Genomic DNA, 13,537 nt, shown 5'->3' on the forward strand with positions numbered 1-13,537 from the left:
CTTACGCTGCCGTCACGCGCGCCGGCAGGCCGAGCGCAATGCCTAGCGCTTTCAAACGCTTCTCCACTGCTTCTCCGGCAAGTGCGCGATCCTCGCGATCCCAGCGCAGCTCGATCGCGTCGGCGCGGCGGGCCAACGTCGTCCGCTTGAGCGGGGCCGCCACGCCGCCGGACAGGCGCTGCGCCAGGCGGATTGCCAAGCCCCAGCCGGTGGCACGGGCCAGGTCCGCCTCGGAAGCCAGGTGCGGTAGCGGCGCAGGATAAGGCGATTGTGCGCCAAGGCTTGCGGCGAGCGCCACAGCCATCATCGCGCGACCGCGGGCATCGACGCCGACCCAGTTGCCGTGAAGCGCGGTTTCGATCCCGAGTTCGACGCGAAACTCCGGGTTCGCGCGCCAGCTCGTGTCCGCAAGCAGGCTGGCCGCCTGGCGCAAACGCGCATCGCTTGGCGCATCGTTGGCAAACAGCGGTGCGATCCAGCGGTCGATGAGGTCACCGTGTTCGGGGAAACGGCCAAGCAAGCGCCCTTCCTCGCGCGTGGCGACGATGAGCGGATCCTGCGCCGCCTCTTCGAAAGAAAGCCGTCGGTGCAACAACCCCTCGCGAAGCCCGAACGCTGACACGATCGTCTCGGTCGCGCCGAGCACTGGCAGGATCGCTGCGAGGATGTCCGCGCCGGCGGACAGCGTCGGAATGCGTCCGCTGGACAGGTGCGGAATTACGCGAAGCGACGCCTTGTCGGCATCGGCCAGCCGCGCACGCAGGCTATCGATTCGCGCGCGTGACATACGATAGCCGTGCAGGATCGGGAGCGGATAGTGACAATCATACATGTCTACACGGGCGAGCGAGCGCCACGAGCCGCCGACGAGATAGAGCGGGCGCTCGACACCGGCGCCAGACCACCCTGCGTCGCTCAGTGCTTTGGCGATGCGCCGATCGAACCCGCCCTTCGCTTTAAGCGCCGCCAGCCGTAGCACCCCGAACGGAAAGGAAGCGTGCTGATGAACCGCGCCGTTCGCGACGCGAACGAGCTCCAGACTGCCCCCGCCGAGATCGCCAACGATCCCGTCCGCATCGGGAATGGCGGAGAGCACGCCGTGGCCTGCGGCATAGGCCTCGTCCTCGCCCGACAGCAATTCCACATCGAGCCCGGCTGCGGCTGCGCGCTCGATCAGGACGCTGCCGTTGCTCGCATCGCGCACCGCCGCGGTCGCGACGGTCCGTACCTCGTGGCAGTCCATCTCGCGCGCGAGGGCGGCGAAGCGGGTCAGCGCGGTGGTGGCGAGTGCCAGCGCCTGCTCGTCGATGCTACCCGTCTGCGCAAGACTTCGACCAAGCCCGGCGAGAACCTTCTCGTTGAACAGGATCGCCGGCAAACGGCGCGGCCCTTGATACACGACGAGGCGGATCGAGTTGGAGCCAATGTCGATAATCGCGGTGCGGGGGGTATCCACGCGCCTCAATCCCGCAGCGTCAGCGTCGGTACCTCGCCGCCGTCGGCTAGTGCCGCGCCGCGGCCCGACAGCGACGGGTTGGTCATGAAATAACGGTGGAGGTTGAAGGGCTTGTCGCCAGCTTCTTGACGTGTGTAGGAGCCTTGAGCGTCGAGATCCCAGCTCTGCTCATTATCGATAAGGTTCGCCACCATGACCTGGTCAAGCACCTGATCGTGCACCGCACCAGTGTCGAGCGGCAGCAAATATTCCACGCGGCGGTCGAAATTGCGCGGCATCCAGTCGGCCGATGAGATGTAGACGTGCGCATCGTCATTAGGCAGCGCTGCCCCGTTGCCGAAGACGGCGATGCGGCTGTGCTCCAGGAAGCGCCCGACGATCGATTTCACGCGAATGTTCTCGGACAGGCCGGGAAGGCGCGGACGCAAACAGCATATGCCGCGGATGATCAGATCGATCTGCACGCCGGCGGCGCTCGCCTCGTACAGCTTCTCGATCACCGCCGGATCGACCAGGCTGTTCATCTTGGCCCAGATCGTCGCCGGGCGACCGGCGCGGGCGTGCGCGATCTCCGCGTCGATCTCGTCAAGCAGGCGGGTGCGCAGCGAGCGCGGCGACAGGACGACGCGCTCCATGTCGTCCGGCTCGACATAGCCGGTGATGTAATTGAACATCCGCGCCGCATCGCGTCCGAGAACAGGATTGGCGGTGAAAAAACTGAGATCGGTGTAGATCTTGGCCGTCACGGGATGATAATTGCCCGTCCCGAAATGGCAGTAGGTACGGAACTGCCCTGCCTCGCGCCGAACGATCATCGATACTTTGGCGTGCGTCTTCCAGTCGATGAAGCCGTAGACGACCTGCACACCGGCGCGTTCCAGCGCCGACGCCCAAAACAGATTCTGCTCCTCGTCGAACCGCGCCTTCAACTCGACGACAGCGGTCACAGACTTGCCCGCCTCGGCCGCCTGGATCAGCGCGTTGATCACCGCTGATTGCTTGCCCGCGCGGTACAGCGTCTGCTTGATCGCGACGACGTCGGGATCATTCGCCGCCTGCTTTAGGAAGGCAAGCACCACGTCGAACGTCTCATACGGATGGTGGACGATGATGTCCTTGGCGCGGATTGCCGCAAAGCAATCACCGCCGAACTCGCGCACACGCTCGGGAAACCGCGGCGTGAACGGCACGAACTTCAGATCCGGGCGGTCCTCCTCGACGATCTGATCGAGATCGCCGATGCCCAGGAACGATCCGCTCTCGGTGATCAGCGCCTGCTCGCCGAGCTCGTCGCGCAGCTCGGTCGCGAGCGAGTCGGGCATGCCGATCTCGAGCTCCAGCCGGATCACGCGGCCGCGGCGCCGGCGCTTGATCGCATTGGCGAAGTAGCGGACCAGATCTTCGGCCTCTTCCTCGATCTCGATGTCGCTGTCGCGCAACACGCGGAATTCGGCGGCGCCCTCGATGCGATAGCCGGGAAAGAGGATGTCGGAGAAACGCTTGATCACCGATTCGACCGCGACGTACCGCGCGTTGGTCCCCGGCAGGCGCACGAACCGCGCCATGCCGGCGGGCACCATCACCAGTTCGCGGATCGGCTCCCCGTCCGTTGTGCGGACAAGATCGAACATCACCGCCAGCCCCTTATTGGGCATGAAGGGGAAGGGATGCGCGGGGTCGAGCGCCTGCGGGGTCAAGACCGGGAACAGCTGCTCGCGAAAATGCGTCTGAAGCCACGCGATCTCATCGGCGGACAGTGCGCCGTCGATCTGGCTTGATCCCAGCACCTGAATTCCTGCCTCGGCCAGCGCCACGCGGATGTCGCGCCACACGCCCTCTTGCGACGCCAGCAACTCATCCGCCGCATCGGTAATCGGCGCGAGCTGCTGCGATGGTGTCAAGCCATCGGCAGAGCGTGCCTCAACATCCTGCAACTGCTGGCCTTTAAGGCCGGCGACGCGGACCATGAAGAATTCGTCGAGGTTCGATCCTGAGATCGACAAGAAGCGGAGCCGCTCGAGCAGCGGATGCGCCGTGTTGCACGCTTCCTCAAGCACCCGGCGGTTGAAGGCGAGCCATGACAGCTCGCGATTGAAATAGCGCCCCGCGCCGCGCTCCTCGAACGGATCGTCGTCGCTATCGAGTCGGGCTTGGCGGACGGATCGGGTCATCAGGGCTCCGGCAGAGGGGGGATCAACGCCGCACTCGCCAGCGTCATCCGTGCCAGAGGAATGGACAGCCGCTTGCGACGTTCCATCACCTCCTGATCGAGTGCATCGACGGTTCGCATGACGGCCACGTGACTGCGTTCGATCCGCGTCGTCAGCCAATCGATCAGGTCTGGTCTGGCGTCCAGACCGCGGCGCGCGAACTCGCGCTCGAATAGCGCTGCAACGAGCGCATCGTCGGGCGGCTCGATCGCCGCGACCGGCGTCGCCGCGAGCCGCGATCTGAGGTCGGGAAGTGCGACTGGCCATTGCGGCGGCGCCGCCTCCGCGACCATCAGCAAGGGGCGGCGCTGTTCCTGCGCGCGATTCCAGGCGTGGAACAGCTCAGACTCGGGTCGGCGTTCGGCATCGTCGATGATCGTCCCGCCGCTTTTGGCCGCGAAGATCCGCCCGAGCAGACTGCGCCCCGACTTGCGCGGGCCGACGAGCAGTGCCGCGCGCACGGGCCACGTCGCCCAATGCTCGATCATGTGCACCGCCTTGGCGTTCGACGGGTTGACGACGAAAGCGTCGTCGCGCGGATCCGCGGGCCAGGTCAGCGGCAGCGCGATCTGCCTCATCGCCGGGCGATCGTCGGCCGCAGCGCGATCGTCCGCGCGGTTCTTATCCGGCGGTCGCATTGTCCGGTGCCAGATCCGGCGGCAGCAGGCGCGGCGCGCGGCGGATGCGCAGCGTCGTGCCCGAGCCGAACACCTGCCACCCGCGTGCTTCAAGCGCCGCCTTGAACGCGGCGGGATCGCCGGCATAGCCGACCGACATCACCGATATGCCGCCGAGCGCCAGGCTGCTCGTCGTGGCGGACGATACGCCCGGCACCGCGCGCATCGCACCCTCGCCCGCCGTCACGGCGCCGACGCCCGGCGTGTCGAATTGTACCGAGATCGCGATCGTCGGGGCGGCGGCAGCCACAGGCGCATCGGTGACGACGCTCTCGCCCACCTCGTCGTCGACCGCTGGCACCTCGCTCGGCGGCACGTAGGAGAGCCCAGGATCGCTACGCAAATAGCCAGCGCGAAGCGCCCCCTGATAGGTCTCGTCGAGCCGTTTTACCCCGGCATCGAGCAGCGCGGGGATAGCGCCGACTGATCCGACCCGCAGCGTGAATTGCGATAGGACGCGGTTGTCCGGCCCCTGCCGCGCCTGGAATACGCCGATCACCGGGCCGCCCGGCCACTGGCGGTAGAGCTTCACCGTCGGCACGAGCACGTCGCTGCCGCCGTACTGGTCGAGGATCGTGCGCCACCATCCGCGCCCGGGACGCTGCGTCTGCCCGAAGTTGAGCAACAGAGGATCGGGGCCGCTGCCCGAAGGCCTGATATAGTCTATCGCGCTGCCCCCGGTGCGGTAGCGCGCCCAAGCCTCCTGCCACAGCGTGCGCTGCTCGAACCCCGTCGCGACGCCGCCGGACCATACCAGCGGGATCACCACCATCGGCGGCGAGCGCAGCACATAGTTCGAAATTCCGAGGATCGCGCTTGCCCGATCGCGGTCGAACAGCACGCCGAGCTTGGCGACGTAGCGCGTCGGCCCGATCTGCTCGTTCTCGACGACGATGCCGGTGACAATCGAATCGAGCGTCGAATCGCCGACTGCCCCGCCCCCGGCACCGAGGCGGCGGGAGAGCTGCGCCCAAGCCTTGCGCTGCGCGATGCGCCAGCCGCCGAGCCGCGCACTGTCCGCGTCCTTTGCCGCGACGTCGACGGCGACGCCCGACACCTCATAGTCGCTCGAGCTGTCGACGGGCGCGACCCCGCCCCCGCTCCCCTCGATCTGAGCGACGCCGACACGCGCGGCGAGGACCAGCGCGAGGGCGGCGGGGACGAGGATGAGGGATTTGACGCGCATAAGCCGGCCGCCTTTTGGCGAAGCAGGCGTGGAAATCCAAGCGCGTTGTGGCTAGGCGACCGGCATGAGCACCGATCGCCGCAACGAACCCTACACCTATGCCGACGCCGGCGTGTCGATCGCCGCGGGTAATGCGCTGGTCCGCGCGATCGCCCCGTTGGCGCGCGGGACGCGTCGGCCAGGCGCCGACGCCGATCTGGGCGGGTTCGGCGGGTTCTTCGATCTGAAGGCCGCAGGCTTCGTCGATCCGCTGCTGGTTGCCGCTAACGACGGAGTCGGCACGAAGCTGAAGCTTGCGATCGAGCACGACCGGCACGACGGCGTCGGCGTCGATCTCGTCGCGATGTGCGTCAACGACCTGATCGTGCAGGGCGCGGAGCCACTGTTCTTCCTCGACTACTACGCCACGGCGAAGCTCGAAGCGGCCGTGGCAGAGCGGGTGATCGCATCGATCGCGCGCGGCTGCAGCCTGGCGGGCTGCGCGCTGATCGGTGGCGAGACTGCTGAGATGCCGGGCATGTATGCGCCGGGTGATTATGATCTTGCCGGCTTCTGCGTCGGCGCGGTCGAGCGCGACGCGGTCGTCACCGGGCAGACGATTGCGGCGGGTGACGTCGTCCTCGGGCTCGCCTCGTCGGGCGTGCATTCGAACGGCTTCTCGCTTGTCCGGCGGCTGGCGGCGGACAAGGGGTGGAAGCTCAATCGGCCGGCGCTGTTCGATTCCGAAATGCTGCTGATCGACGCGCTGATGGCGCCGACGCGCATCTACGTCAAAAGCCTGCTGCCGCTGCTGAAGCAGCACCGGATCAAGGGGCTGGCACACATCACGGGCGGCGGCCTACTCGAGAACATTCCCCGCGTCCTTCCCGAGGGGGCGCACGCGCGGATCGATGCCGATGCGTGGCCTCAGCCGCGGCTAATGGCGTTTCTCCAGGCGCAGGGCGCGATCGAGCCGGGCGAGATGGCGCGCACGTTCAACTGCGGGATCGGCATGGCTGTCGTCGTCGCAGCGGACGAAGCGGAGGCGGTTGCGGAGGCTTTGACGCAAGCCGGCGAGACGGTGTGGCGCATCGGCGCGATCGAGGCGGGCACCCGCGGGTGCACCGTCGTTGGTTCGGACGAGACATGGAGCGCGCGCGCCGCGTGGCACGCCACGCACCACGCATGACTGCCAAGCTCGGCATCCTCATTTCCGGTCGCGGATCCAACATGCAGGCGCTCGTCGCCGGTGCGGGGACGGCGTACGAGGTGGTGCTGGTCGCATCCGACAATCCCGCGGCGCCGGGACTCTTATGGGCGCGCACGCACGGCATCGCCACGTTCGCGCTTGCGCCGCGCGATGTCGGCAAGCCGGCGTACGAGGCTGCGGTTGATGCGGCGCTGCGCGAACGCGGCGCGACCCACCTCGCGCTTGCCGGCTATATGCGGTTGCTGTCGGATGATTTCGTCGCGCGGTGGCGCGAGCGGATTGTCAACATCCATCCCTCGCTGCTGCCGAAGTACAAGGGGCTCGACACGCATGCGCGTGCGATCGCGGCGGGTGACCGCGTGGCTGGCTGTTCGGTTCATCTCGTCACTGAGCAGCTCGATGCCGGGGATGTGCTGGGGCAGAGCGAGGTGGCGATCCTTCCGGACGACACGCCCGAAACGCTCGCCGCGCGCGTGCTGCGAGAGGAACATCTCCTCTATCCTCGCGTCGTGCAGGCATGGTTGACCCGATGAGCCCCGCTGCCGCCACCGCGCTCGACAAGGTGCGCGCGATCGCCGCCGCGCTGCCCGAAACCGCCGAACGCCTGTCGCACGGCTCGCCCGGCTTCCACATCGTCAAGGGGCGTTTCTTCGCCTACTTCTGGGATAACCATCACGCTGACGGCGAGATCGCGGTGCTGGTGAAGACGAGCGGGACCGAGGAGCAGGCGATGCTGATCGAAGCCGATCCCGACTGCTATTTCAAGCCGGCCTATCTCGGGCCCTCTGGTTGGGTCGCGATACGCGTAGGCGGCGCCGATACGGATTGGGACCGTGTCGAAGATCGCATCGCCGCGAGCTGGGAAATGGTCGCGCCGTCGCGGCTGCTCGAGATTGGCGGCCGGTGAGCGAGAGTGCCGATCAGGCGCGCACGCGCCGCCGCTGGATCACGCTGGCGGAGCTGGTCGCGGTATCGGGCGTAATCATCGCCGCACTCACTTTCTGGATGAATTGGTCCGATCATCGCGCGAGCGAGCGTGATCGGGCGGTAACCGAGGAAAAGACGCGCGCCGCCGAAGCGCGCTTCGCACTCCGCGCCGAGCTGGCGAGCGACGGCGACGAGGTCCGGCTGTCCGATCCACGCCACGAACTGCTCGACACCTCGGTGATCTTTCCTGCCGCGCTGAAGCTCACGGCGCGCACGCCGGCTACGGCGCGGATCGAGCGTGACTGGTTCGCCGATGCGGTGCTGAAGGCGACCGACGGCGGTGCGGACGAGCGAGAGGGGCGGCTACCCGTCCTCGTCACCGCGAGCTATCGCGTCGGCGAGGCTACGCGCACCGGCCGGGCGATCGTCGATCTCGTTTGGCGAACGCACGGCCGTATGATCGGTGGGCGGACACTGACGATCGAGGCGGCACGGGTGCGCGAGACCGGCGGCAGTGCCGCGCGGATCGATGCCCTATGGGCGGCCGAACTGAAGCGTCAGAGCGAGCGCGCGTAGATCACGTCGTCGTACCAGCCGGCGCCGACATTGAAGCGCCGCGTGCCGGCGAGCGCGAACCCCTGCCGCTCGTAGAAGGCGCGCGCGACATGGTTCGTGCCAAGCACGCCCAGCAACATCCGCTTCCCGCCGAGGCGCCGCGCGTCGAAGATCGCCTTCGCCATCAACGCATGGCCGAGCCCCGTTCCGCGGGTGATCGACAGCGCGTAGATCCGCCGCAGCTCCGCGTCATCGGGCGACAGCTCGATCGGCAGATCGGGCGCCGTCACCACCGCATAGCCGACCGGCGCTCCGCCATCGGGATGCTCAGCGATCGTCACCGCGCTACGCGCATGGCTCGCCCAATCGGCGAAGGTCTCCGGCGAACTCTTGCTCGAACAATGCGCGACGATGTCCGCGCCCGGAAGTATTCCGGCGAACGTCTCGAGGAACGTGGCAGCCGCGACCATCGCCAGCGCGTCGGCATCGGACGCCTGTGCCGGTCGAAGCTGCCACGCGGGCATCAGCTTAGCCGACGATCTCTTCGGGCTTGAAGAAATAGGCGATCTCGATCGCGGCATTCTCGTCCGAGTCCGAGCCGTGCACGGTGTTCGCTTCGATCGATTCGGCGAGCTCCTTGCGGATCGTGCCGGGCTCGGCGTTCGCGGGGTTGGTCGCGCCCATGATGTCGCGGTTGCGCTGCATCGCATTCTCACCCTCGAGCACCTGCACCACGACCGGGCCCGAGGTCATGAACGACACGAGATCATTGAAGAACGGCCGCTCCTTGTGAACGGCGTAGAAGCCCTCGGCCTGCTCCTTGGTCATCTGGATGCGCTTCGAGGCGACGACGCGAAGGCCCGCGTCCTCGAGCATCTTGGTGACGGCGCCGGTCAGGTTGCGGCGCGTCGCGTCGGGCTTGATGATCGAGAAGGTACGATTGGCGGCCATGGCGGTCGCTTGCTCCTGTATCTGAGAATGTGCGAGAAAGTGCCGCGCGCGTTAGCGGGGCGGTGCGCCAAGCGCAACCGTAGCGGGCGCGGCGCTAGGCCGCCTGCTCCCAGCGGCCGGCATCGTTCTGCTTCCAATAGCGCCGCTCGACGCCATCGCGATCGGCAAGCGCCTTCCAGGCGAGCCGGGCGGCGCGAATCGCTTCGTCGTCGAAGAAATGGAACGCACGCTGGAAGTCGAGCGCGTCGTCGCGCCACTCGCCATCGACGAGCGCGATATGCTGCGCGCCATTCGCCGCATTGACATCAGGCGCGATCAGCACCGGCTGCGCTCTGTCGTCGCCCGCCCCTAGCCGCGCATGCGGCAGGAAGCTTTCGGGCGTATAATCCCACAATACTTTGTCGATCGCCGCCCGTTGCGCCTCGTCGCGCGACACGACGAGCAGTCGTTCGCCAGCCGCCAGCACGCGCTCCGCAATCCGCGGTAGCGCGCGCTCGAGCGGCATATGCGTCAGGTGGTAGAAGTCGACCTGCATCAGCCCTCGTGCTGATCGGCGATGAAGCGGTCGAGCAACCTGACGCCGTAGCCGGTCGCACCCTTGCCCCACGTCGGGCCGTCCTTCTCCGACCAGACCATTCCGGCGATGTCGAGATGCGCCCAGGCGACGCCCTCGTCGACGAAGCGCGCGATGAACTGTGCAGCCGTGATCGAGCCGCCGCCGCGCGGGCCAACGTTCTTCATGTCGGCGATCGCGCTGTCGATCAGCTTGTCATAGGCCTTGCCCATCGGGAACCGCCACAGCGTGTCGCCGCTTGCCGTGCCCGCAGCGAGCAGACCTTGCGCCAGCGCCTCGTCGTTCGCGAACAGGCCGCCGTGCTCGTTGCCCAGGCTGATGATCATCGCGCCGGTCAGCGTCGCGAGATCGACGATCGTCTTCACCTTGTGCTCGCGCTGCACCCAGGTGATGCAGTCGCAGAGCACCAGCCGGCCTTCCGCATCGGTGTTGATCACCTCGATCGTCTGGCCCGACATTGAAGTGACGACGTCGCCCGGCCGCTGCGCGTTACCGTCGGGCATGTTCTCCACCAGGCCCATAACGCCGATGACGTTCGCCTTTGCCTTCCGCAGCGCGAGCGTCCTCATCGCGCCGGCCACCGCGCCTGCGCCGCCCATGTCCCACTTCATGTCTTCCATGCCGGCCGCGGGCTTGATCGAGATGCCACCGGTGTCGAACGTCACGCCCTTGCCGACCAGCGCCACCGGCGCTTCGTCGCCGCCGCCCTTCCAGTGCAGCGCCAGGATGCGCGCTTCGCGCCGCGAGCCCTGCGACACGCCGAGCAGCGCCCCCATGCCGAGTTCGCGCATCGCCGTTTCGTCGAGCACGGTGATCTCGAGCCCGAGGCCGTCGACCTCCTTCGTCACCAACTCGACGAAGCTTTCGGGATAGAGGATGTTAGGCGGCAGCGTGACGAGCGTCTTGGTGAGTGCCAGCCCTTGCGTCAGCGCGTCGCGCGCCTGCCACGCCGCGTCGGTGCCATCGGGCGCTCCGACGACGGTAATCTGCTCCAGCGTCGCGCGCGCTTCCTCGGCCAGCTTGGTGCGATACACGTCATAGCGCCACGCGCGCTGCGCCGCGCCGGCCGCGAGCCGCGCCGCCGCCTGCGGCTCGCCCGTTGCGCCCGAAAGGTCGACAGTCACCGCCTTGACGCCTGACGTCAGCAGCCGCGCGGTCAGTGCGCCGCCTGCCCGCTCGAAGTTCGCATCGTCGCCGCTGCCCACGCCGAGCAGCAACACCCGCTGCGCCACGCCATTGGCACTCACATAGGCCTCAGCCACCGTTCCTTCCGCCCCGGTGAACCGCTGGCCTGCCGCCGCCGCCGTCAGCGTGGCAAGCGCCGCCTCATCGAACCCGGCCGGTGCGAGCGCCGCAACGCCGTCCTTCGCCACAGGCAGCGCGAGAACGGCGGTATCGGCGGGACGGGAAGCGGCAAAGGTGACGTTCATGGGAGATCCTTCTGGTATGCGATCGCATGTAGGTGCTCGGTCGGCTGCTGGCAAAGCGTTGCAGGCTTGTGCGCACGATGCGATAGGGCCGGCTAGCGACGCGCCAATCCGGCTGCGAGGCGGGGGTATAGCTTTGCGGGTGACTGAGTGACGCGTCTCGACCTTTTGGCCGGTTGCGCGCTTCCGCTCGCCATGCTGCTCGCCCCTGAGGCCGCGGGACAGGTGCTGCAGGATCGTCCCGTCGCGCCGCCGCCCCCAGCCGCGACGCCGCCTGCGCCCGATCAGGTCGACTTCAGCGCCGGCTCGCTCGAATATGACTATGAGGCGGACGTCGTTACCGCGCTCAGCGACGTCAGGATGTTCCGCGCCGGCGAGCGGCTACGGGCCGACAAGGTCGTCTGGAACCGCAAGACCGGCAAGGTCGTCGCAACCGGCAACATCGCCGTCACCAACCCGCAGGGCGATACCGCCTACGGTGATTCGATCGAACTCACCGACTCCCTTAAGGACGGGATCGTCGACAACATGCTCGTCGTGCTTGATCGCGGCGGTCGGCTCGCCGCGGATCGCGGGACGCGGCGGGAGGACGGCACGATCTCGCTCGATCGCGCCGCCTATACCGCCTGCTCGGTCACCGATTCGGAGGGCTGCCCCAAAGAGCCGACCTGGAAGGTCACGGCGGTGCAGGTGCTGTACCGTCCCGATCGCGAGCGGGTCTATTATACCGGCGCGCAGGTTCACCTGTTCGGCCTGCCCTCGATCCCGCTGCCCAAGTTTTCGCACTCGGTTGGCGAAGGAAATGCGAGCGGGCTGCTGCCCCCCGTCATCCGTTACGACCGCGTCAACGGCGCCGAGCTCGCGACGCCCTATTTCTTCCGGCTGGCGCCGAACCGAAGCGTCACCGTCACGCCGCATATCTACTCGGCCGTGCTGCCGATGATTCAGGCCAATTACCAAGAGCTGAGCGAGATCGGCGCGTTCAGCATCACCGGCTACGCCACGTCGAGCCGGCGCAGCGACGATCTGTCGAGCGGCTTCACCACCACCACCGAGCGCGCCTTCCGCGGCTATCTGGAGGGGGTCGGCCGCTTTCAACTCGATCCCAACTGGAGCCTGTCGGCCTCGCTGCGGATGGTGACCGACCGCACCTTCCTTCGCCGTTACGATATCTGGGGCGGCGATCGCCTGCGGACGACGTTGGCGCTCGAGCGGATCGATCGCGACAGCTATTTCTCGCTTGCCGGCTGGGCGGTGCAAACCCTGCGCGTCGGCGAGCGACAGGGCCAGCAACCGGTCGCGCTGCCCGAACTCGACTATCGCCGGCGCTTCACCGAAGGGCTGCTCGGCGGGACCGTGCAGTTCCAGCTCAACTCGCTCGCGCTCGGCCGCAAGGCGGGTCAGGACACGCAGCGCGCATTCGGCAGCGCACGCTGGGATCTGCGCCGCCTCACCAATTGGGGGCAGGAGGTGACATTCACCGCTTTCGCCCGCGCCGACGCGTATAATACCGACGATACCGCGGCGACCGCGGTGGTGAACTATCGCGGGCTCGACGGCTTCCAGACGCGGGCGATCGGCGCCCTTGCCGTCGACGTTCGCTGGCCCTTCGTCGGCAGCTTCGCCGGCGGGACGCAGCGGTTGACGCCGCGGTTGCAGATCGTCGCCTCGCCCAAGGTCGCCAACCTGCGCGTGCCCAATGAGGACGCGCGCGCGATTGATCTGGAAGACTCGAACCTCTTCGCGCTGAACCGCTTCCCTGGATACGACCGCTGGGAGGATTCGAGCCGCGCGACCTACGGGCTCGAATGGGGCTTCGACCTCCCCGGCTTCACCGCCGCGACGGTGATCGGTCAGAGCTATCGCCTCGACGATCGCCCGACGATCCTGCCGCCGGGCACGGGCCTCAGTGATCGCTTCTCCGACATCGTCGGGCGCACGACAGTGCGGTTCCGCGACTTCGTCTCGCTCGTCCATCGCTACCGGCTCGACAAGGACGGGCTCGGCGTGCGTCGCAACGAGATCGATGCCACGATCGGCTCGCGTTCGTCCTACGTCCTGCTCGGCTATCTCCGTCTCAACCGCGACATCGACGAAGTCGAAGATCTGCAGGATCGCGAGGAAGTGCGCCTTGCTGGCCGTGTCCAGTTCAAGCGCTTCTGGTCGGCGTTCGCGTCGGGCGTGGTCGATCTCACCGACCGTAGCGAGGACATCTTCTCTCAGTCGGACGGTTTCGATCCGATCCGTCACCGTCTCGGCGTCCAGTACGAGGACGATTGCCTGACGCTGGGCGTGACATGGCGGCGCGACTATCGCACCACGGGCGACGCGCGCCGCGGCGACAGCTATCTCTTGACGCTGGCGTTCAAGAACCTCGGGCGCTAA

The 13,537-nt window shown here is 67.3% G+C and carries 13 protein-coding genes; 5 read left to right on the forward strand and 8 right to left on the reverse strand.

Translation table 11 applies throughout. The features are described from left to right. Position 1 precedes the first annotated feature (1 nt). The 4 genes from B7L05_RS07670 to B7L05_RS07685 are packed head-to-tail and all read right to left on the reverse strand — an operon-like array spanning position 2 to position 5,529. The gene (locus B7L05_RS07670; protein WP_256926653.1) at positions 2 to 1,456 is read right to left on the reverse strand and encodes a Ppx/GppA family phosphatase; all 1,455 of its coding nucleotides are present in this window, start codon (positions 1,454 to 1,456) and stop codon (positions 2 to 4) included. 5 nt (positions 1,457 to 1,461) lie between these two features. Next, positions 1,462 to 3,627, reverse strand: coding sequence for an RNA degradosome polyphosphate kinase (locus B7L05_RS07675; protein WP_085809684.1), 2,166 nt, complete (start codon positions 3,625 to 3,627; stop codon positions 1,462 to 1,464). Next, positions 3,627 to 4,244: a DnaA ATPase domain-containing protein gene (locus B7L05_RS07680; RefSeq protein WP_085809837.1), complete on the reverse strand. Its 618-nt coding sequence runs from the start codon at positions 4,242 to 4,244 to the stop codon at positions 3,627 to 3,629. The genes B7L05_RS07675 and B7L05_RS07680 overlap by 1 nt, the downstream gene beginning before the upstream one ends. 43 nt (positions 4,245 to 4,287) lie before the next feature. Beyond that, the gene (locus B7L05_RS07685) at positions 4,288 to 5,529 is read right to left on the reverse strand and encodes a hypothetical protein (RefSeq protein WP_085809685.1); all 1,242 of its coding nucleotides are present in this window, start codon (positions 5,527 to 5,529) and stop codon (positions 4,288 to 4,290) included. 64 nt (positions 5,530 to 5,593) lie between these two features. On the opposite strand from B7L05_RS07685, the gene purM reads away from it, so the two are divergent. From purM to B7L05_RS07705, 4 genes are read left to right on the forward strand one after another with little or no spacing between them, the layout of a single operon-like run. Continuing rightward, positions 5,594 to 6,697 (forward strand): phosphoribosylformylglycinamidine cyclo-ligase, encoded by a 1,104-nt coding sequence (purM, locus tag B7L05_RS07690; RefSeq protein WP_085809686.1) that lies wholly within the window; start codon positions 5,594 to 5,596, stop codon positions 6,695 to 6,697. Continuing rightward, positions 6,694 to 7,251, forward strand: a complete 558-nt coding sequence (gene purN / locus B7L05_RS07695) for a phosphoribosylglycinamide formyltransferase (protein WP_085809838.1) — start codon at positions 6,694 to 6,696, stop codon at positions 7,249 to 7,251. The genes purM and purN overlap by 4 nt, the downstream gene beginning before the upstream one ends. Beyond that, a complete protein-coding gene (locus B7L05_RS07700) occupies positions 7,248 to 7,625 on the forward strand; it encodes an MmcQ/YjbR family DNA-binding protein (protein WP_085809687.1) in 378 nt (125 codons plus the stop codon). Before purN ends, B7L05_RS07700 begins: the two co-directional genes overlap by 4 nt. After that, entirely contained in the window at positions 7,622 to 8,221 is a 600-nt protein-coding gene (locus B7L05_RS07705) for a hypothetical protein (protein WP_085809688.1), read from the forward strand. The genes B7L05_RS07700 and B7L05_RS07705 overlap by 4 nt, the downstream gene beginning before the upstream one ends. Here B7L05_RS07705 and B7L05_RS07710 read toward each other — a convergent pair. The 4 genes from B7L05_RS07710 to B7L05_RS07725 form a co-directional block, all read right to left on the reverse strand. Beyond that, positions 8,203 to 8,724 carry a GNAT family N-acetyltransferase gene (locus tag B7L05_RS07710; RefSeq protein WP_085809689.1) on the reverse strand — a complete coding sequence of 174 codons (522 nt, stop codon included), beginning with the start codon at positions 8,722 to 8,724 and terminating at the stop codon, positions 8,203 to 8,205. The genes B7L05_RS07705 and B7L05_RS07710 overlap by 19 nt on opposite strands. 4 nt (positions 8,725 to 8,728) lie before the next feature. Further along, positions 8,729 to 9,151 carry a nucleoside-diphosphate kinase gene (gene ndk, locus B7L05_RS07715; RefSeq protein ID WP_085809690.1) on the reverse strand — a complete coding sequence of 141 codons (423 nt, stop codon included), beginning with the start codon at positions 9,149 to 9,151 and terminating at the stop codon, positions 8,729 to 8,731. A 94-nt stretch (positions 9,152 to 9,245) separates the two neighbouring features. Next, positions 9,246 to 9,686: a DNA polymerase III subunit chi gene (locus B7L05_RS07720; protein WP_085809691.1), complete on the reverse strand. Its 441-nt coding sequence runs from the start codon at positions 9,684 to 9,686 to the stop codon at positions 9,246 to 9,248. After that, entirely contained in the window at positions 9,686 to 11,155 is a 1,470-nt protein-coding gene (locus B7L05_RS07725) for a leucyl aminopeptidase (protein ID WP_085809692.1), read from the reverse strand. Before B7L05_RS07725 ends, B7L05_RS07720 begins: the two co-directional genes overlap by 1 nt. A gap of 147 nt (positions 11,156 to 11,302) precedes the next feature. Between B7L05_RS07725 and B7L05_RS07730 the strand changes: the two genes are divergently transcribed. Continuing rightward, positions 11,303 to 13,537, forward strand: a complete 2,235-nt coding sequence (locus B7L05_RS07730; protein WP_085809693.1) for an LPS-assembly protein LptD — start codon at positions 11,303 to 11,305, stop codon at positions 13,535 to 13,537.

This window comes from Sphingomonas sp. TZW2008 (assembly GCF_002117915.1).
Classification (GTDB): domain Bacteria; phylum Pseudomonadota; class Alphaproteobacteria; order Sphingomonadales; family Sphingomonadaceae; genus Sphingomonas.